Here is an 18723-nt window from a genome sequence, read left to right as displayed (position 1 = left end):
GGCACCGTACGCGACCAACTCCCGATACGAGACGATCGGCGCAAGCGACCTGGGGCCTAATATATACTATGCTGTCTCGTCGGGCCGCGAAAATCACAACTTCAGGTCACGGCTTCTCCCCCGAGCCGCCTCCGCAGCTTGAGCCTTTTTCATAGCCTGCCGAGGTTCTGTCACGTTGTTCGAAAAGGGACGGAATGGAGCATCGGGTCGTGATTTAGGTGGGCATTACGGTCACGGCTTTCCACTCTGCCATGGCCTTGCGGCGTTGGATATGGATGACGAGCGTTGAGTGTTTGGAGCTTGGTGCAGCATGGTGGTTCATGAGCAGATCGGAAACACAGCGTTCGACCCTCCACTGCTGTCCCTCGAGCCTGTCCTATGCCATCTAGAAGAGTATCAACGACATATTCGCAGGCGGCACTATCGTGAAGAAAATCGGATTCCTTTCCTTCGGCCATTGGACCCCCTCCTCCCAGTCGCAAACCCGCTCGGCAGGCGATGCGCTTCTGCAGTCCATCGACCTTGCAGTTGCCGCCGAGGAGCTCGGCGCTGACGGCGCCTATTTCCGTGTTCATCACTTTGCCCGGCAGCTTGCCTCCCCCTTCCCGCTTCTGGCTGCCGTCGGCGCAAGGACGAAGCGCATCGAGATCGGCACGGCCGTCATCGATATGCGCTACGAGAACCCGCTTTATATGGCCGAAGACGCCGGTGCCGCCGACCTGATCTCCGGCTCACGCCTGCAGCTCGGTCTCAGCCGAGGATCGCCGGAACAGGTGATCGATGGCTGGCGATATTTCGGTTATCAGCCGCAGGACGGCGCGTCGGATGCGGATATGGGCCGCAGCCACGCCGAAGTGTTTCTCGAAGCACTGAAAGGCAACGGTTTCGCCCAACCCAACCCACGGCCGATGTTCCCGAACCCGCCAGGACTGTTGCGCCTCGAACCCCATTCCGAAGGGTTGCGCGACCGCATCTGGTGGGGTTCCAGTTCGAACGCCACCGCCGTCTGGGCGGCAAAGCTCGGCATGAACCTGCAGAGTTCGACCCTGAAGGACGATGAGACCGGCGAGCCGTTCCACGTCCAGCAGGCAGCACAGATCCGCGCCTACCGGGAGGCGTGGAAGGAAGCGGGCCACACCCGCACGCCGAGGGTTTCCGTCAGCCGCAGCATCTTCGCCATCGTCGATGATCGCGACCGCGCATATTTCGGCCGAAGCGGCAAGGAACAGGATACGATCGGCTTCATCGACGAGAACACAAGGGCAATCTTCGGCCGGTCTTATGCGGCCGAGCCTGATGTGCTCATCAAGCAGCTCGCCGGGGATGAGGCCGTCGCCGAAGCCGATACGCTGCTGCTGACGGTGCCGAACCAGCTCGGCGTCGACTACAATGCGCACGTCATCGAGGCGATCCTGAAGCACGTGGCGCCCGCACTCGGCTGGCGTTGAGCGACAAGACGCGTTCGTTCGCACCGGCGATCGAATTCGACTGGCATGAAGATATCCGCGTGCGCCGACCTACCGCATGTTTCCTTAAATCCAATTCGATTTCAGGATAAAGTTGCGGCCATTCAAAGTGCTGCAGTGACCTTTGCGCGTCCAATAAGACGCGCGGCGCTGTCGTCGGCGCACACGGGCTTCTCATGCCAAACTGACGTCGAGTGTTATCGGAACCGCACCAAGTGCCTTTGACACCGGGCATCCCGCTTTCGCCTTGTTTGCCAGCTCAGTGAATTTTGCCAGATCCGCGCCCGGCACACGGCCCTTCAACGCCAGGTGGATAGCCGTGATGGCAAAGCCATCGGCGACGGACTCAAGCGTGACCTTGGCGGTCGTCTCCATGCTGTCGGCCGTCAGGCCAGCCTCCCCAAGGATCAGTGACAACGCCATGGTAAAGCAACCGGCGTGAGCCGCACCGATGAGTTCCTCCGGGTTGGTACCCGCGACGCCTTCGAAGCGCGTTGCAAAACCATACGGATACTCCTTGAGCGCGCCGCTCTGCGTCGAAATCTGACCCTTACCGTCCTTGAGACCGCCGGCCCATTTCGCCGATCCTGTGCGATTGATCTGCATGCTCTTCTCCTCAGGGTGAAATCCACAGGCACCAGATAGAGCAGTGGCGTCGGATTGGTATGTGTGGATAGCTTACGCTGCTACCCGCCAGCGCCCGAATACACGGCTTGCGGCCCAGCAAACGGGCGCAACGTAACGGATTGCCGGTTTCGCCCCTCCGCCATGCACCGTGGCCAAGCGTTCAACCGGGAAAATTATTCCACCTATGATTGGTCCCGAGCCAAACGGTTGCTTATCCTCTGTCACAACCTTGACTAATTTGTCGCCGTTGCGGAAGTTTCCTCCCGAACGCTCTGCTCCATCAATCAATCGAGTGTGAATCGTGTCCCAAGCCACTATCAAATCCCCGCCGAAGCCGTTTTTCATGTCCTTCGGTTTCCAAGTTCTGGCAGCCATGGTCATTGGACTGCTGCTCGGCCTCATCGCCCGAAACATGGGCGTCGATGCGGCCGGCAACCCCAACTGGTTGACCGTGACGCTCCAGACGATCGGCTCCATCTTCGTGCAGCTTCTGCGCGCGTTGGTCCCGCCGCTCGTGTTCACGGCGATCGTTGCCTCCATTGCCAATCTGGCGACGCTTCAGAATGCAGCGAAGCTCGTCTGGCAAACCCTCCTCTGGTTCGCGATCACCTCGTTCATCGCTGTCATCATCGGCATCGCGCTCGGCCTCATCATCCAGCCAGGCGTCGGCTCGGCGGTGTCGCAGGAGGCTGCCAAGGCGCCGTCCTATGCCGGCTCATGGCTTGATTTCCTCAAGGGCCTGGTTCCCGGCAACATGCTGGGCCTGGAGGCAAGCACCAAGCTGACGGAAGGAAGTGCCAGTACGTCGTTGAATTTCAACGTGCTGCAGATCCTCGTTGTTTCCATCGCCTTTGGTGCCGCCGCGCTGAAAGCAGGCGAAGCGGCCAAGCCCTTCCTTGCCTTCAACCAGTCGCTTCTCGCGATCGTCCGCAAGATCCTCTGGTGGGTCATTCGCCTGACGCCGATCGGCACCACCGGCCTGCTCGGCCGCGCCGTGGCGCAATATGGCTGGGGAACGCTGGCGCAACTCGGCTGGTATGCAGCTGCTGTCTATATCGGCCTCGCCATCGTGCTCTTCGTCGTCTATCCCGCGCTGCTGATCGCGCATGGCCTGAAGCCATCGCGCTTCTTTGCCGGTGCATGGCCGGCAATCCAGCTCGCGTTCGTCTCGCGCTCCTCTGTCGGCACCCTGCCTGTCACCGAAACCGTGACGGAGAAGAGCCTCGGCGTGCCGCGCGAGTTTGCCGCCTTTGCCGTCCCGCTTGGCGCTACGACCAAGATGGATGGTTGCGCGGCGATCTACCCGGCAATCTCGGCGATTTTCATCGCGCAATTCTTTGGCGTACCGCTCGGGCTGCAGGAATATGTGCTGATCATCTTCGTTTCCGTGCTCGGCTCGGCCGCGACTGCCGGCCTGACGGGGGCGACCGTCATGCTGACGCTCACCCTGTCGACGCTTGGCCTTCCGCTCGAAGGTGTCGGCCTGTTGCTTGCCATCGACCCGATCCTCGACATGGGCCGCACTGCCGTCAACGTCGCCGGACAGGCGTTGGTGCCAACGATCGTCTCCAAGCGCGAAGGCATTCTCGACGAGACCGTCTACAATGCCGGCAAGTCCATAGAGGATCCGGAACCGGCTGTAGGCCTCCAGACGGCCTGATTGGATTCACACCCAGAGGAAGCCGGCATCTCGCCGGCTTCTTGCTAAACCGCTCGGTGCCTCGGATCATTTGCGGCAGTCTCGTTCTCACATGAGTGCTGGTTCAAGCTTCCACCGGCACGGTTTGGCGCGCGCCAGCCAAACCGCCTGCATTATCCTGAGGTTGAGCAGCGCTTGTCGCACGACCGCGATGTTGCAGTTCGAGGAACCTGCGCACGCACCGGCTTCTAAGGTGGCTGCAACGCCTCGCATCGATAGCGTCAGTGAAGCAGGACCGAAGGTCGGCTACCCCAAATCGTGGCAGATCATTCCGAACTCAAGACTGGCGGATTGCCGGTAATACTCGCGCTTCAATCAGCGCGTTTGAATTACTATCAGCAATACCGTAGAGTTGTTATCTGCCAGCGATTGGAATACTGAATGGCCGTGATTTCTGCCTTAACAGCACGTGACAAGCGGAGCTTGAATGCCGGTCATCTTCCAACGGATAAATGAAGACCACGCGTTGCGGGCGGCGGCCATCATCGTGAAGGCATATATCGGGCCGCCTTGGAACGAGGCGTGGACCTTGGAGAGAGCGACGGCACGGATGGGCGAGTTGTCGACCACTCCCGGTTGGCTCGGCGTCGGGGCATTGGAAAATGGCGCGTTGCTTGGCTTTGCGATCGGCCTCCCCCATACGTCGGCGGCCGGCAGGGGCCTGTACATTCCTGAAATCGCGGTTCTGCCTTCTCACCAGGGACGTGGCATCGGCAAGCAACTGCTAAGATTTCTTGAGGCTGAAGCCTTGAGTTCCGGCTTTTCGAGCGCGTGGCTTTTGTCGCAAAGTGAGGGCGCCACTGCCGAATACTATAAGGCGAGCGGCTACAATCAGGCTACGAAGCTCAGGATTTATTCAAAGCCGCTAAAGTGGAGTCCTGAGTCAGCGCGCTGATGATTTGTGATGTAACCGGCCCGTGCCTGAGTTCGCTTGGATGATTGCTAGGCATCCCCCGCGCTGCATACGCTCTGGCGCCAGCAGTCCAAACTCGGGGCGTACCAAGTCACGCCGAGGCTTCACACCAGCATTGCGCTGCACCTTGACCCCATGGCCGAGACAATCCACGCCTTCAGCCAGGCTTGTGCTGCCGTTTTTTAAGCCGGCGCCCTACCCTTCGTAGTGCCCCGACGACGCGGCGGCAGCCGACTTGACGACCAACGCCACGTCGGCCCCCTTGATCACGCTCACCCCGGCGGCACGTAGATCGGCAACCGTCTTCAGTCCCCCGGCCTTCGGTGAATCCAGCGGCTCGACGCTGCGAGCCTTCAGATCGACAATCCAAAGGCCGTCCTCACCTTCGATACCTATCACAACAACTTTGGCCATCCGTATTCCCCTCTCACTATGGATCTGCTCGGTCTAAAATCCTGCCCTCTTCAAGCCTTCTCTGTAGAGGTCCTTGTGCCATTGTTCCTTGCTGGGAACGGCGGCAAGCCACGTGTCCAGGTCGAAATTGGGGTTGGCTTCGCGCACCCGGCGAACAAAGACACGCGCTCTGTCCCTATGGCCCAACATCGCCCAGTTCGCGGCCGAGAGCCTGTCGGCCAGGCTCGGATCGGCCATACGTCCGATGTAATCCAGCGATGTCTCGAATTCACTCAACGCGTAGTTCGCACCTGCGGCGGTCCAGAGATAGGAGTCCGGGCTCAACGGATTGAGCTCAATCGCATGTTCGATCTTTTCCAACGCCTTGCCGGGAAGCGAGCAATGGACGAGTGTATCGGCATGGTCGGCAATGATATCGGCATAATGGGGACCAAGCGTCTCCGCGAGTTCCATTGCTTCCGCGCTTTCATCGAAAGCCCCCTGCAACAGCTTGGCCACGCCGAACTCGCGATAGCCGTCTGCCAGATTCCGGCGGGCCCCGATGGCACGCGTAGCAAACACCTCGGCCGCCTTCAGCAGTTCGAGGTCGCCACGTGCCGTCAGCAGCCATTCCTTTGAGTAGGTCCTGGCGATCGAACTCAGCGCCGGCGCAAAATCGGCGCTCGCATGGAGTGCGGTCTTCATCTCCTTGCGGGCGCGCCGCAGGTCCGGCAGCGTCAGCCGGTTCAGGTGCCGTCGTCCCACGAGATAGCTGTGGTACGCTGCCGGATTCAGCTCGCGATAAAGACGCGCCGCCTCATGCCGCTCGATCTCGCTTGAAACCGAAAGCGCGATGTTTCGTGCGATCACACGCCGGGTGGCGACGAGTTCCGGATGGCTCAGGCTGAACCTTTCCGCCCACACGACTTCATTATCGGGAAAGAAGATGAGCTGGACGAACAACGTCCCTTCGCTTGTCTGACTGCTGATCCGGCTGTCGAGGATGTAGTTCAGAGAAAATCGCTCAAAGAAATCAGCCTGGTCCTCAAGCTGGCGCCCGATCCGGACGGCAGAATGGTGGGCGATCACCTGAAGGCTGTTGAAGGCGCAAAACCCGATGGTGATGTCCTCGATCAGGGCGCTCGCGATGAAGCCAAAGTCCGGGCGCCCGACATAGTCGCTTGGAGGCAACAGCACCAGACGAGGGATTGCATGACGGTGCGTTTGTCCAGATCCAGTCTGAAAATCAGGTTCGGACATGCTGGCGGCACGAGCGTACGGCCGTGCGACCGGTCCAGGTCCGGCATCCCGGCTCGCCAAGGTGTTCACGAGATCGGCACCTCGTGCAAGCGCATCGCGTCGCCTCTCGAGAATTTTCCTGAGGTGGTCGACTTGCTCTTCGGCTTGAAAGATTTCGACAAGCAACTGCAACGTATCGGGATTCGGATCCGCGTATTCCGCCTCGATGAGCAATATCCCCGCATCCTTGAGAACGTCAGCCTCTTCCTCCGAACGCGGCGCGCGCGCCGCTTTTCGCAACAAAGCTTTGAGAAGGGTATTTTGGCGGTCTTTCTGTTCCGCGAGCCAGCCATAAAAAGCGCGGCTCTGACAGCCGACCGCCCCCAGGAATGACCTGTGCATCAGCGTTGCAAGGCTGCGGAGCTGGGGCAAGGGATCGGCTATTTCGCTATCGGTCGCCGGATCCATGTCCGATGACAACGACGCGCGATCCATATGGATCATGCTACTGGTAAAGGAGAGGAATTGCGCTCCAATTTCGTCCTGGCGGACCTTTATCCTGGAAATCAACTTGCGCATGTTCACGAGCGGAACGGCACTGTCTTCGTTGCCCCACAAGAATGCGGCCATCACCGTTCGGTGTTCGGCTCCATCTTTGGTCGTGAGCAAATAAGCGAGAAGTAACAAACCTTTCTCGGGATAGGCAACTTGCCTTCCCTCTGAATCGACGAGCCTCAAGCCCCCAAAGGTTTGCAGCAAGAAAGCCATTTGTACCTTTAAGCCGTTCCGCCAATATTGATTGGCATCCGCGTGCCGAAAAAAATTCAACAGCAGTATCTAAGCCCTTCGGCCACTAATCTAGGAAGCGATTGGACAAACGATTGCGCGACAGAGTTTGTCTTAATACCTCACGCAATTCAACCGGGAATTTACTGTGGGAGAAGGGAGTTTCCATAGCTTACCAGCACCAATGGGTAATCGACAGGCGATCTATTCTACGTTCCACTCCAGGTTTTATTCCAATTTTTGACGCAACGACAGGGAATCGCGGCCGATGTCCCGCGGCGAAGGCCCTGATCGCTCTCTGCGTTCATCGAAAGCACCAATGCTGCAGCGGGGCTTGGCTGCTTGGCGCCACGGCTTGACCGAAGACCGCCAATGCACGCTCAGGGTGACTTGGCGCTCCGAGCCTATCGCGCTTGCGCAGTTACGGTTGTCATGCCGGCGGCATGTCCCTGTATCCGGGCACGCGTCAAGGCTCTCGGCACGCCCTCAGGGTTGGACGGCGCTTATTCGATACCGGATGCAGCCGGCTCATCCGTTGGATCCGGTTCGGATTGCAACTCCTCCGCCGGCAAATCTCGTCTCAATGTCGCAATCTCTTGTCTGCCCCAGGCTTCGGCTCGATCCATCAGCGAGCGCATCTCGCTGTTGAGAGCATGCGAACGCATGACGTCGTCTGCATGGCTGGTATTGGTGCGCGGATCGTAAAAGCTACCGATGTCCGCACCGGCGGCGCGTCTGGCCTGCTCCAGCTGCGCTCGTAGCTCGGATAGCTCAGCCTTTGCCGCGAAATATCGTCTCATCACGTCGATGAGTTCGCGGTCGCGTGCCTTTGTCTTCATGGAAGCCTCCCTCAATACGCAGCCTGAGTGATCCCACAAGATGTCAAAATCTGGGTACTTCGCCCATGCGGGCGTGTTGCCTGTGGACGGATTGTCGCGGCGCCGGATTGGCAGCGGGTCACGAAGCATCATCGTGATTGGACTTCGCGCCCAACAAGAGTCACGCTTTCGGTAGGGTGAAATGGGCTGGCGCAGAGCATCTATCGTCTAAATGGAGGCCACAATGAAGCACCATACACGCGAGCAATTGCAAGTCTTTGCACAAATCGAACCGGAATACCGGCCGCTGAGCATGTCTCGCAGGGAACGCCTCGAACGTTGGGCGGAGGTTCTCGAGCAGAGCCCGTCCCGACACCTGGCGACATTGTATGAAACCGAACACCAGTCCGCTGCCGTGCGCGATACATTGCGCAGCGACGGCTCGCCGATCTCCGTCGCGTTCGAAGATACCGTACTGCGTGCCGCAGGCATGGAAAACGACACCTACGGCGAGGCCCTCAGGTTCTTCGAGTTGCGCGACTGGCAGCTGCACGGCGTGATCTGCTACTGCCACTTCGGTGCAACGGTGAACGCGCAGACGGCCGCAGAACTCGTCAGGTCGATCTCGACTGGCGAACGCAGCGGCCTATTCGCCCGGCTGCGCGCGCTGTTCGTCGGCTGACGCGAGCCGCATTTCACTGTTGTGAGATGCTGCGCGGCAGGATGGTAGTTCGCTGATGTAGAGATGTTGGCGAGATTAAAAGCGCCGGGCCATGCCCCCGCTTGCTTCAAGTCTTCGTCACTCGATCTCGGCGTCGCCAGGCACCGAGGCCAGCAGGGATCGGATCACGTGAAGCCCGCGCTCCAGGTCCTTGAGCGGCGGAGCGGAGATCGCGACGCGCACCGCGTTTGGTGCACGCCCTGGGATGGCACTAAACACGCCCGCAGGCGTGATGGCGACGCCTTGTACAGCGGCCGCCGAAACGAACGCCCCGGCACTCCAGATCTCCGGCAGTTCGAGCCAGATATGAAAGGCGTTGCTTTCCGCCGACGGCGACACGGGGCCGAGAATGCGCGCCGTCAGCAACTGCCGATCGCGCCCATCCTTCCGCTTCAGCTCCGAAACATGGGCGGCTGTGCCGTCAGAGATCCAGGATAGCACCAAGCGCATTGATAGGGACGACGCCATCCAGCCTCCGGCACGCATGACCGCGGCAATGCGATCCTTGACCTGCGGCGGCGCGACGACAATGCCAACGCCAACGCCCGGACCAAGCCGCTTCTGCATGCTGTTGACGTAGACGACACGCTCCGGCGCATAGGCCGCAAGCGGTGCCGCGTCGGAAAGGAATGCAAAGGCAGCGTCCTCGATGCAGAGCAGCCCGGTCTCCTCGAGCGCCTCGGCGAGGGCAGTTCGTCGTGCGTGCGACATCGAAAAGCCGAGCGGGTTATGGATGGTCGGCTGGATGTAGATCGCATCGAGCGGCTTCGCGCGAAGCACCCTGATAAGCGCCGCAACGTCGACGCCGTCACCGTCGATCTCAAGCGGCACGAGCTGCAAGCCGAGCCGAGCCGCCATGCGGATGACCGACGGATAGGTCAACGGCTCGACACCGATGCGATCGCCAGGTTTGCAGACAGCTGCCATGGCGCATGCAATCGCTTGGCGTCCTCCACCGGCAAGAAGGATGCCGTCAGGCCTCGGGGACCAATGATCGTGCGCGAGATAGCGCGCGACGATCTCGCCGACGCCCTTTGGCCCGAAGGGACCGAGAGCGTCCATGGCGTCAAAGAGTGTTGCCGGGTTGGCCATGTTCTTGAACGCCGGCGCCATCAGGGCCGCCTGCTCCAGGGAACCCGATGTCGCCAGTTGCAAATCGATCGGCGCGTCGGCGATCTCGCTGATCCGCGCAGATTGCAGCCGGTCCGGCGTCCTGACGAAGGTCCCACGCCCGACTTCGCCGATAACCAGACCGCGGCGAACGAGTTCGGCATAAACACGGCTGGCGGTCGAGACCGCTATTCCTCTCTCATAGGCAAAGGTTCTTTGCGGCTGCAGCCGCGAACCGGGCGGCAGCTTTCCAGAGGCGATCTCGCCGGCGACAACGTCGGCGACGGCGCGGTAATCCAGCATCTCAAATGCTCCGAGGGCAATAAACCAATTGAACTCTTATGGCATCGGTGCATTTGTAAAACAAATTGCAGCGCCGGATCAATGTCATGCCCTTCTCCACCGTCCCGACAACTTCCCTGCCAACTCTACACGATGTCGAAGCGGCCGCCCGCCGTATCGGCAAATACTGCATCGAGACGCCCCTGCTGGAATCGCCATATCTCAATCAGAAATATGGTGGCCGGTTGCTGCTCAAGGCTGAAAGCCTGCAGGTCACGGGTTCGTTCAAGCTGCGTGGCGCGGTCAACAGGGTAGGGTCGCTGACCGACGACGAACGGCGGCGTGGCGTCGTCGCCCGGTCTTCCGGCAATCACGGCCTTGCGATTGCCTATTGCGCCGGCCTGATGGGCACATCAGCCGTGGTCGTCGTGCCGGAGACCGCACCGGCGGCAAAGGCCGAACGGATCGCGGCCTATGGAGCACGCGTCGTGAAGGTTCCGATGAAAGACCTCGCCGACGTGGCAGCTGAAATCACGCGTCGCGAGGATCGGGTGCTTATACCGCCGGCCGACGATTTCTGGGTGGTTGCCGGTGCCGGCACCGTCGCGCTTGAAATGGCGGAACAGGCCGCGAGGCTGAATGCCCAGATCGATGTATTGCTGACCTGCTGCTCCGGCGGCGGACTGACCGCCGGTTGCCTGCTGGGGTTGAGCAAGGCGTCTCCGTCCACCAAGGTTTATGGCGTCGAGGCCGTTGGGTTCGAGAAGATGGCGAAATCGCTCGCAGCCGGCAAACGCATCAACCTGGCACCAGGCGGCCATTCGATCTGCGACGCCATCAGCGGGCTCTACATGGCAGAGATTCCCTTCGAGATCATCAGACCTGATCTGGCCGGTACGCTTGCTGTCACGGATGACGAAGCAAAGGAGGCCATGCGCGTGGCCTTCAGCGAATTCGGCTTGGCTCTCGAGCCTGGAAGCGCTGTCGCGTTGGCGGCTGTGCTCGCCCGCAAGATACCGCTCGAGGGACGTACGTTTGCCGTCACGCTATCCGGCCGGAACGTCGATTTGGATCTTGCCGGCGCCATCCTGGCGAGTGGAGAGCCAACGGTCGGCAGGGCATGAACATGTTCAGCCACGTCACGGTTGGTTGCAGCGACCTTGATCGTGCCTCCGTCTTCTACGACGCCGTTCTCGCGCCTCTTGGTCTTGTCAGGCGAACAGTTGCTCCGGATGGCGGACCGGCTGCAGCGTGCTGGATCGCATCAGGTCAGGCATTGCCGCGCTTCTACGTCTATGAGCCGTTCGACAGGAAGCCTGCCAGTGTGGGAAACGGTAGCATGGTCGCATTTCTCGCGCCGACACCTGCGGCGGTCGACCAGGCCCATGCTGCCGGCCTTGCGGCCGGCGGTACGGACGAGGGCGTTCCCGGTCCGAGGCCGCACTATGGAGATGGCTACTACGGTGCATATCTGCGCGACCCCGACGGCAACAAGGTGCATGTCGTCTGTAGAGATGACCTTCTGCCCCTTTTACCGTAACGGTCCGAATGGCCGGCGCGTAAAGCGGGACGCAGCCTTATCGGCCTGCTCCGGCAACGATCGCCGCCGCTATCGTGGCATTAAACCCCACTTCTGCCAGCACCTCGGCCGTATGTTCACCAAGCGCCGGTGCCGGACGCCGGAAGCGTCCCGGTGTTTCGGACATGCGCGGCACGATGTTGTGCATGGGCAGCGCACCGTGCTCCGCATCATCCAGCGATACGATCACCTCGCGCTCGGCAAAATGTGCGTCCTCGGTGGCGTCGGCAATGTTGTAGATCGGCCCGACCGTTGCGCCACTGTCGCGCATGGTGGCAAGGGCTTCGTCATGCGAGCGCACGGCAAACCAGGCTCCGATGGCGTCATCGACCAAATCGCGATGCTTGAGGCGTTCGCTGTTGGAGCGGAAGCGCGGATCATCGTTCATGTCGGCCCGGCCGATGATCTCGAATATCCGCCGGGCGACCGCCGGCGTCGAACCGGAGAGCGCGACGTATTTGCCATCGGCGCAGCGGTAGACGTTGCGCGGGCATGCGGTGTTCGAGGCGCTGCCGATGCGTTCCTTGACCGTGCCGTTGAGCGCGTAGATGCCGGCCTCGGGGCCAAGCACGGAAAAGATCGGCTCCAGCAGCGACAGGTCGATGACCTGCCCGCGCGCTCTGCCCTTTTCGCGCGCAAAGAGCGCCGTCATCGTCGCCGACATGCCGTAGACACCGGCGATCATGTCGGCGAGCGCGAGCGGCGGCAGCACAGGTTCGCGGTCGGGAAAACCGGTGCGGTAGGCATAGCCGCTCATGCCTTCGACGATGGTGCCGAAGCCGGGAAATTCCGCATAGGGGCCTGTCTGCCCGAAACCGGATATGCGCACGACGACGAGATCGGGATTGCGCGCGAGCAGCGCCTCCGGGCCAAAGCCCATCTGTTCGAGCGTTCCCGGGCGAAAATTCTCGATGAAGACGTCGGCGCTCGCAACCAGCGCCCAGAGTGCCTCGCGGTCGGCCGTTTCGCGCAAATTCAGGACGACAGAGCGCTTGTTGCGCCCATAGGTCTTCCAGAACAGCGACAGGCCTTCGTCTTTCCATTCGCGCAGCGGATCACCGGCCGGCGGTTCGATCTTGATCACGTCGGCGCCGAAATCGGCAAGCTGCAGCGACAACATGTTGCCGGCGACGAGACGCGAAAGGTCGAGAACCTTGACCCCTTCGAGAGGCCCCTCGGCGTTCGGATCCCAGTGTTTCCTGGCAAATTCGCTCATTGGATGCGCCCGCCGGTCTTGTCGTCGAACAATAGGATATTGGCGGTGTCGAAGCCGATCGTCACGTTCGCGCCCGATTGCAGTAATGCGCTTTCGCCGAGAACCACGGTGATATCCGTGGTCTCGAGTCGCAGCATGACCTCCTGTGCCTCCCCGGTCGGCTCGACCAGCACAACCTCGGCGGCGATGCCGTTGTCGGCAAGCTGGATGTGTTGCGGGCGGATGCCGTAGACGACCTTGCGCCCCTGTGCGAGCCCATGGCCCGAAGGCAGCGGCAGGCGGGCGTCGTCGGCAAGCCGTAGCATCTGGCCGTCGACCTCGCCACGCAAGAGGTTGATCTCAGGCGAGCCGATGAAGCTGGCAACGAACAGGTTCTGCGGGTTTTTGTAAAGCTCCAGCGGCGGCCCCATCTGCTCGATCTTGCCACCGTTCAGAACCACGATCTTGTCGGCCATGGTCATGGCCTCGGTCTGGTCGTGGGTGACATAGATCGTGGTCTTGCCCAGCCGCTGGTGCAGCTTCTTGATCTCGCCGCGCATCTTCACCCGGAGCTTGGCGTCGAGATTGGAGAGCGGCTCGTCGAACAGGAAGGCACGCGGATCGCGCACGATGGCGCGCCCCATGGCCACGCGCTGACGCTGACCGCCCGACAATTCGCGTGGAAGCCGTTCGAGCAGATGCCCAAGGCCAAGGATGTCGGCTGCTTCATCGACGCGACGCTTGATCTCGCTCTTCGAAACGCCGGCGAGCTTCAGCGCGAAGCTCATATTGTCGGCCACCTTCATGTGCGGATAGAGCGCATAGCTCTGGAACACCATGGCAAGGTCGCGCTCCTTGGCCGGCATGTCGTTGACGATCCGGCCGCCGATGGTGATTTCGCCGGCGCTGATGTCTTCCAGCCCCGCGATCATCCGCAGCAGCGTCGACTTTCCGCAACCGGACGGGCCGACCAGCACCACGAATTCGCCGCTGCCCATGTCCAGCGAAATATTATCGAGCACCGGCAGGCTGCCGTAGCTCTTTCCCACATTCCGCAGTTCGATCTCGGACATGGTTTCTCCTCCCAATTGATAGGCCGATGCGGTTCTGGCCCGCCGGCCCGTTGGACCGGCAGGCAGGATCAAACCCGCTCAGGCGGACTCGATAATCTCGAACGTTCCGACGCTCATGCGACCGAGCGCGCCGAGGCGAAGGCCGGCCATGCCATAGGCAAACTGGTCATCGCTCGCCTCGATCAACGGCTTGCCGTCGATGGCAAAGGACAGCGCATCGCCCTTTACCGAAAACGCGAAACCGTAGCTCTTGCCGAGCTCACGCTTGAACGGGGCGCGCGCGAGAACGGTGGTGCCGAAATCCTCCTTGAGGATGACGACGTCGTCGCCGTCGAAGCCTGCGGCATAGAACCGGCTGGTGCCCTGCACGCGGGCCGTCACCAGTTGCGACGGCCCGGTAAGCGGCTTGATATCCGCCAGGACCTCGACGTCGCGGGCGTAGTAATGGCCCGTCCACATATCGGCATCGCTGGCCGTATGGGCGTGAATGCGGCCGTCCTGCAGCGTCCAGTGACCACGGTTCCAGGTAAAGCGCGAGATCGCACCCCACTCCTGCACTTCGGTCTTGGGGTCGATGACAGTCTTGCCAGCACCCTCGATCTTGAAATCGGCGAGGAACAGGCGGCCGAGGAATTTCAGACGGCCGAAATACTCGACCTGGATGCCGACCTCGTCGATCGCTTCGGCACCTTCCGGCACGGTGAATGCGTAGTCCTGCCAGCCTTCGTGGTTGGGAACGTGCCACGCACCGGTCTCTTCGATCGCGCCTGACATCGCGCGGCGGATATAGGGCGCGACGCGCAGGTTGCCGTCACCGTTCCACGGATCGAGCCATAGCTTGAACGACACCTTCTGGCCGGCATCGACCAGCGGCGAGAACATCGGACGATAACGCTCGTCGTCGAAATCGGAGCGGCGATAGAACGGCTTCCAGAAGATCCGACCGCCCTGGCCGCGCTCAAGCCGGTCGAGCTGGATTTCGAGCGAGCCGCGCGAGCCTTCAGCCTGTCTTTCAACCGAGCCCTTGAGGCTGATCTGGTTGAAACCCTCGGTGCGGAAACCATGGGTCGAGCCCGGCAGGTCGAAATCGAAGCGGACGCCGCGGCGGGTAAAATCCGCAAGCCAAAGGGCCGGCACATCGTCTTCGCGCAGTTGCAGCGCCAGCACGGTCAGTTCCCGGGCAAAGGAGGGAATATCGACGATGTTGATCGAGCCGACGACGCCGGAGGCGACGATGAAGTCGTTGATTGGCTTGCGGTACTTGTCCCAACCCGGCTGCAGCCCTTGGAACGTGCCTACGATGGCACCGGCATTGCCGGCGTTGCAGTCGGTATCCCAGCCGGCCATGGTCGCGATCTCGGCGGTGCGCGGCAGATCGCCTTCACCGTAGAGGATCGCCATGACGGTGACACCGGCGTTCGGGATGATGTGGCAGACGCCGGGATAGCGATCATAACCCCATTCGGCTGTCAGCATGTCACGGCAGGCGCGCCAGTTGCCGGGGTTGGCTTTGTGAAAGTCGATGACGGCCTGCACTACCTGGGCATAGGTCGAATTCGCGTCGATGGTTGCCATGGCAGCGTCGATCACCTCGGCGATCGACGTCGCCTCGAATGCCTTGGCGATTGCGGCGGCGCAGAAGCGCGCGCCATTCAGGCCGTCGCCGTCATGGGCGACGCTTGCCGCACGGGCAGAAGCGTCGGCCGCCTTCTGCGGCTCGCCCGGATGCACCCATCCCCAGCTGTCGATGAAGATCTGGCCGCCGATCTGTTCGGCAACGGTTGCGCCGTTCTGGGCGATCGATCCTGACTGCGGCGCGGGGATGCCGGCGCGCAGGTTGCGGTAGGCGGTGTGTTCGGTCGAGACGCCGAAACCGCCCCACCAGTACATGCCATGCTCTTCGGCGGCATAGTTCACCCAGGTCTTGCCGACATCGGCGGCACTGGCCTTGAGGCCATAGTCGCGCAGAGCACGGATGAAGTAGACCGGGCCGTTGGTGTCATCGTCGGCGGCAAAATTCTTGAAATCGCGCAGGTACTGGGTGACTTCGCCATAGGCCTTCTGGACGCGCTCATAGCTCCAGATCGTCGGTTCGACCGGTGCGCCAAGGCGAACGCCAATGGCCTTGCCGATGAAACCGGCATAGATCTTCTCGTAAATCGTCTCTTTGCTGAGCTTGGGCATCATGCGTCTTTCGTTATCAATCAGAATGTGAGGGCGGCGCGGAAGCTGGTCCGCCGGTCGGCGGCCGCCTGGTCGGCGGCCTGGATGGTTGTCGCCGTTTCGGTGAACCGATCGGCGGCGGCGGTGAGGTTCAACTTATTGACCTGATCGAGCAGGGCGTGGTCGGCAATGTCGATGACGCCTTCGCCGTGCATCGCGCCAAGAATCGCGCCGGCCATGACGCCGATCGAGTCGGTATCGCGGCCGGAATTGATGCCATCCTCGATCGACCGGCGGAAATCGCCGTCGTTGAACAGGCAGAATCCAAGTGCCAAAGGCAGTTCCTCGATCGAGCCGAGGCGGCTTGGCTGATAGGCGGCAGTCAGCCGCCCTGCCTTGGCGGGCGTGTGGTTGACGTCGTCGCCCATGGGAGAATAGGGCGCGATGGCCGCATGAAACGCGGCAACGACGGTCTGATAGTCCGCACCCTGCGCCTTGAGCTTGCGGGCAACCTCGGCGATGTCAGCAATGGCGTTGCGCGTGCCGTCCTTGGCCAGTGCCAGAACCGCTTCGATCACACCTTCGATATCCGTTCCCGGGATGAAGGCCGCGGCGACTGCAGCGGCAAACGCGCCCGCTGCCTCAAGCCCGAAGCTTTCCTGATGCCCGGAGGCAAACGCGATCGCCTCGTCATAGGCGGCCTTCGGATCGCAGGCATTGACGACGCCGATCGGCGCCACGTACATCGCCGCGCCGCAATTGACCATGTTGCCGATGCCACCTTGCCGCGGATCGCACGAGGTAAGCTGGTGGCGCTGGAATATCCACTTCTCGGGATAGAACAGCCGCTCGATCAGCATCGCTTCTCGCTGCAGTTCCGGCACGTAGCGCGGCACCCAGGCGATCTGCTTGACCATGCCATCGGCCATGTCCCAGGCATCGAGATGCCTGCGGACCTCGCCATAGATATCCATCAGGCAGAGCGTCATCAGCGTGTCGTCGGTGACGATGCCGTTGCCACGCACCCGGCCGTTGCGGGCCGTGGCATCCAGCGACATCTTGTGCCACTCGGTGTTAAGCGACGTCACCCGCCCATACTTGGCCGCGATCTCCGCGGCCGGCAGCTTTTCGACCGGCGCCCCCATGGCGTCGCCGAGCGCGACGCCATGGATGAGCGCGCGGACCCTCCCCTTCAGGGAGAGCCCTTGAACGCTACTTTTCTGCATCTAGAACTGTCCTTGCATACTCGTTGAGACGTTTTCCCCCTGCCGCTTCCCACTCCGCGACATACTGGTCCCACTGATCCATCTTGGCGGCGCCGGAGATGAACTTGTAGACCCAGGACCGATAGACGTTTTCGGTCGCGTCGAGATCGGCCGCGTAGTCCGCCGGCCACACGAAGGTGTTGTCCGGCTTGAAGTCCTTCTGGATCGTCGCCAGCGACTGCTGCGCCGCTTCGGACTGCCAAACGACGGGTGGGGTCCAGTTGGCCGCAACCATGAAACGGGCGTACCAGGTCGCGATCTTGTCGGTGACTTTGTAGCTGTCGCCGTCCTTGGTGTATTCCTGACCCTCGAAGCCGAGGCGATCGAACATCTGGCCTTCGGGGCTCGCCATGAAGTCGAGCAGCTTCATCACTTCGGCCTTGTGCTCGGAGATGGCGGAAATCGCCAGCCCGCGCGATTCCTTGGAGACGTCGACCGCTGCAAGGCCCTGCCCGCCCGGTCCCTTCGGTGGCGCCAGAAGCACCAGTTCGGTACCCGGATGGACCTGGCGCATCTTGCCGCCATAGATGTCGATGACTTCGCCGGAGGAGCCGAAGATCACGCCCGCCCGGCCGGTGTAGAACTTGTCTTCCTTCACGTCGAACTTGGTGGTGATGTATTCGGGATCGTAGAGGCCCTGCTCGCGCAGCGAGGCGTAGAAGGCGATCTTATCCTTCTCTTGGGAGGTGATGCGCGACTGCACCCACTCACCGCCTGCGTTCTTCATCCAGGTTCCGGTGATGCCGAAGGCCTGGTTGAAGATCGAATCGAGCTCGTTGGTGTTGTCGGCCGTGGTCACGCCGTAGCTGTCGGCGACGCCATTGCCGTCGAGATCACCGTCCTTGATGGCCTTGAACAAAGTCACATAGTCTTCGACGGTTTCGGGCGCCTTGAGGCCGGTCTTTTCCAGCCAGTCCTTGCGGATCACCGGCTGGGGTCCGCGCACCGGATAGACGTAGAGCAGGTAGGGATAGTTCTTGAGGCGCTCGACATTGTGCGGCCACAGCGCGTCCTTCAGGTACTTGGTGTCGGCCAACATCGGGCCGAGGTCTTCAAGCACGCCCTGCTCGACCATCTTGGCGTCGCCACCCTGAAAATAGATCAGGTCGGGGATATCGCCAGAAAGCAGCATGACCGACAGCTTGTCGGCATAGCCGGAAGACGGCAGGTCGACGAGTTCGATGTCGAGATCGGTGCCCTGCGCCCGCAACGCTTCCTCAATACGCTGCAGGTGCTTGACGTCGTCTGGGTTGGACGGGGTGAAGTCCTTGGACACAACCCGGATCTTGACCGGTTCGGCCATTGTCGGGGCGGCGGCACCAAGGCTGAGCGCCAGGGCTGTCGATGCCAGCAGGACCATTTTTCTAAGCATTTCGTCTCCTCCGTTTAGATAG

17 protein-coding genes are annotated in these 18723 nt (G+C 61.4%); 6 read left to right on the top strand and 11 right to left on the bottom strand.

From position 1 onward, the window contains the following. The first annotated feature begins 425 nt into the window (after positions 1-425). A complete protein-coding gene (locus tag ASD02_RS06940) occupies positions 426-1448 on the top strand; it encodes an LLM class flavin-dependent oxidoreductase (protein ID WP_057205908.1) in 1023 nt (340 codons plus the stop codon). A gap of 192 nt (positions 1449-1640) precedes the next feature. On the opposite strand, the gene ASD02_RS06935 is transcribed toward ASD02_RS06940, so the two are convergent. Both ASD02_RS06935 and ASD02_RS37995 read right to left on the bottom strand, forming a co-directional pair. Beyond that, entirely contained in the window at positions 1641-2072 is a 432-nt protein-coding gene (locus tag ASD02_RS06935) for an OsmC family protein (RefSeq protein ID WP_057212719.1), read from the bottom strand. A gap of 72 nt (positions 2073-2144) precedes the next feature. Continuing rightward, entirely contained in the window at positions 2145-2438 is a 294-nt protein-coding gene (locus ASD02_RS37995) for a hypothetical protein (protein WP_107027870.1), read from the bottom strand. Between ASD02_RS37995 and ASD02_RS06930 the strand changes: the two genes are divergently transcribed. Together ASD02_RS06930 and ASD02_RS06925 are read left to right on the top strand one after the other, a co-directional pair. Continuing rightward, on the top strand, positions 2395-3753 hold the full coding sequence (locus ASD02_RS06930) for a dicarboxylate/amino acid:cation symporter (protein ID WP_057220394.1): 1359 nt from the start codon (positions 2395-2397) through the stop codon (positions 3751-3753). The two genes, ASD02_RS37995 and ASD02_RS06930, sit on opposite strands and share 44 nt — an antisense overlap. Positions 3754-4219: 466 nt before the next feature. Beyond that, a complete protein-coding gene (locus tag ASD02_RS06925; protein WP_025429703.1) occupies positions 4220-4687 on the top strand; it encodes a GNAT family N-acetyltransferase in 468 nt (155 codons plus the stop codon). 213 nt (positions 4688-4900) lie between these two features. On the opposite strand, the gene ASD02_RS06920 is transcribed toward ASD02_RS06925, so the two are convergent. From ASD02_RS06920 to ASD02_RS06910, 3 genes are all read right to left on the bottom strand, one after another. Continuing rightward, complete coding sequence (locus ASD02_RS06920; RefSeq protein WP_057205904.1) at positions 4901-5119, bottom strand: hypothetical protein; 219 nt, start codon at positions 5117-5119, stop codon at positions 4901-4903. Positions 5120-5152: 33 nt separating this feature from the next. After that, on the bottom strand, positions 5153-7105 hold the full coding sequence (locus tag ASD02_RS06915) for a hypothetical protein (RefSeq protein ID WP_057212717.1): 1953 nt from the start codon (positions 7103-7105) through the stop codon (positions 5153-5155). 521 nt (positions 7106-7626) lie between these two features. Further along, the gene (locus ASD02_RS06910; RefSeq protein WP_025429700.1) at positions 7627-7962 is read right to left on the bottom strand and encodes a hypothetical protein; all 336 of its coding nucleotides are present in this window, start codon (positions 7960-7962) and stop codon (positions 7627-7629) included. Positions 7963-8185: 223 nt separating this feature from the next. Between ASD02_RS06910 and ASD02_RS06905 the strand changes: the two genes are divergently transcribed. After that, positions 8186-8623, top strand: coding sequence for a hypothetical protein (locus ASD02_RS06905; protein ID WP_057212715.1), 438 nt, complete (start codon positions 8186-8188; stop codon positions 8621-8623). A gap of 117 nt (positions 8624-8740) precedes the next feature. Here ASD02_RS06905 and ASD02_RS06900 read toward each other — a convergent pair whose 3' ends face one another. After that, positions 8741-10075 carry a PLP-dependent aminotransferase family protein gene (locus ASD02_RS06900; protein ID WP_057212713.1) on the bottom strand — a complete coding sequence of 445 codons (1335 nt, stop codon included), beginning with the start codon at positions 10073-10075 and terminating at the stop codon, positions 8741-8743. Positions 10076-10161: 86 nt separating this feature from the next. On the opposite strand from ASD02_RS06900, the gene ASD02_RS06895 reads away from it, so the two are divergent. Next, the gene (locus tag ASD02_RS06895) at positions 10162-11178 is read left to right on the top strand and encodes a threonine/serine dehydratase (protein ID WP_057205899.1); all 1017 of its coding nucleotides are present in this window, start codon (positions 10162-10164) and stop codon (positions 11176-11178) included. A 2-nt stretch (positions 11179-11180) separates the two neighbouring features. Continuing rightward, positions 11181-11594, top strand: a complete 414-nt coding sequence (locus ASD02_RS06890; RefSeq protein ID WP_057206150.1) for a VOC family protein — start codon at positions 11181-11183, stop codon at positions 11592-11594. Positions 11595-11631: 37 nt separating this feature from the next. On the opposite strand, the gene ASD02_RS06885 is transcribed toward ASD02_RS06890, so the two are convergent. The 5 genes from ASD02_RS06885 to ASD02_RS06865 form a co-directional block, all read right to left on the bottom strand. Next, positions 11632-12849, bottom strand: coding sequence for a CoA transferase (locus ASD02_RS06885; protein ID WP_057212711.1), 1218 nt, complete (start codon positions 12847-12849; stop codon positions 11632-11634). Continuing rightward, complete coding sequence (ugpC, locus tag ASD02_RS06880) at positions 12846-13901, bottom strand: sn-glycerol-3-phosphate ABC transporter ATP-binding protein UgpC (protein ID WP_057205894.1); 1056 nt, start codon at positions 13899-13901, stop codon at positions 12846-12848. The genes ASD02_RS06885 and ugpC overlap by 4 nt, the downstream gene beginning before the upstream one ends. A gap of 78 nt (positions 13902-13979) precedes the next feature. Further along, entirely contained in the window at positions 13980-16088 is a 2109-nt protein-coding gene (locus tag ASD02_RS06875; RefSeq protein ID WP_244494184.1) for an ADP-ribosylglycohydrolase family protein, read from the bottom strand. 17 nt (positions 16089-16105) lie between these two features. Continuing rightward, entirely contained in the window at positions 16106-17290 is a 1185-nt protein-coding gene (locus tag ASD02_RS06870; protein WP_057212708.1) for an ADP-ribosylglycohydrolase family protein, read from the bottom strand. After that, a complete protein-coding gene (locus tag ASD02_RS06865; protein WP_225906381.1) occupies positions 17277-18701 on the bottom strand; it encodes an extracellular solute-binding protein in 1425 nt (474 codons plus the stop codon). The genes ASD02_RS06870 and ASD02_RS06865 overlap by 14 nt, the downstream gene beginning before the upstream one ends. Positions 18702-18723 lie beyond the last annotated feature (22 nt).

The organism is Ensifer sp. Root1252, assembly GCF_001425885.1.
Lineage (GTDB): Bacteria > Pseudomonadota > Alphaproteobacteria > Rhizobiales > Rhizobiaceae > Ensifer > Ensifer canadensis.
The sequence above is the reverse complement of the archived record's forward strand: the minus strand, read 5'-3'. Positions and strand labels throughout refer to the sequence as shown.

What these genes read in the sequence shown, in the direction of transcription:
- ASD02_RS06935 (WP_057212719.1), bottom strand. Translation starts at nt 2,072, where the DNA reads ATGCAGATCAATCGCACAGGATCGGCGAAATGGGCCGGCGGTCTCAAG.
- ASD02_RS37995 (WP_107027870.1), bottom strand. Translation starts at nt 2,438, where the DNA reads ATGAAAAACGGCTTCGGCGGGGATTTGATAGTGGCTTGGGACACGATT.
- ASD02_RS06925 (WP_025429703.1), top strand. Translation starts at nt 4,220, where the DNA reads ATGCCGGTCATCTTCCAACGGATAAATGAAGACCACGCGTTGCGGGCG.
- ASD02_RS06920 (WP_057205904.1), bottom strand. Translation starts at nt 5,119, where the DNA reads ATGGCCAAAGTTGTTGTGATAGGTATCGAAGGTGAGGACGGCCTTTGG.
- ASD02_RS06915 (WP_057212717.1), bottom strand. Translation starts at nt 7,105, where the DNA reads ATGGCTTTCTTGCTGCAAACCTTTGGGGGCTTGAGGCTCGTCGATTCA.
- ASD02_RS06910 (WP_025429700.1), bottom strand. Translation starts at nt 7,962, where the DNA reads ATGAAGACAAAGGCACGCGACCGCGAACTCATCGACGTGATGAGACGA.
- ASD02_RS06905 (WP_057212715.1), top strand. Translation starts at nt 8,186, where the DNA reads ATGAAGCACCATACACGCGAGCAATTGCAAGTCTTTGCACAAATCGAA.
- ASD02_RS06900 (WP_057212713.1), bottom strand. Translation starts at nt 10,075, where the DNA reads ATGCTGGATTACCGCGCCGTCGCCGACGTTGTCGCCGGCGAGATCGCC.
- ASD02_RS06895 (WP_057205899.1), top strand. Translation starts at nt 10,162, where the DNA reads ATGCCCTTCTCCACCGTCCCGACAACTTCCCTGCCAACTCTACACGAT.
- ASD02_RS06890 (WP_057206150.1), top strand. Translation starts at nt 11,181, where the DNA reads ATGTTCAGCCACGTCACGGTTGGTTGCAGCGACCTTGATCGTGCCTCC.
- ASD02_RS06885 (WP_057212711.1), bottom strand. Translation starts at nt 12,849, where the DNA reads ATGAGCGAATTTGCCAGGAAACACTGGGATCCGAACGCCGAGGGGCCT.
- ugpC (WP_057205894.1), bottom strand. Translation starts at nt 13,901, where the DNA reads ATGTCCGAGATCGAACTGCGGAATGTGGGAAAGAGCTACGGCAGCCTG.
- ASD02_RS06875 (WP_244494184.1), bottom strand. Translation starts at nt 16,088, where the DNA reads ATGATGCCCAAGCTCAGCAAAGAGACGATTTACGAGAAGATCTATGCC.
- ASD02_RS06870 (WP_057212708.1), bottom strand. Translation starts at nt 17,290, where the DNA reads ATGCAGAAAAGTAGCGTTCAAGGGCTCTCCCTGAAGGGGAGGGTCCGC.
- ASD02_RS06865 (WP_225906381.1), bottom strand. Translation starts at nt 18,701, where the DNA reads ATGCTTAGAAAAATGGTCCTGCTGGCATCGACAGCCCTGGCGCTCAGC.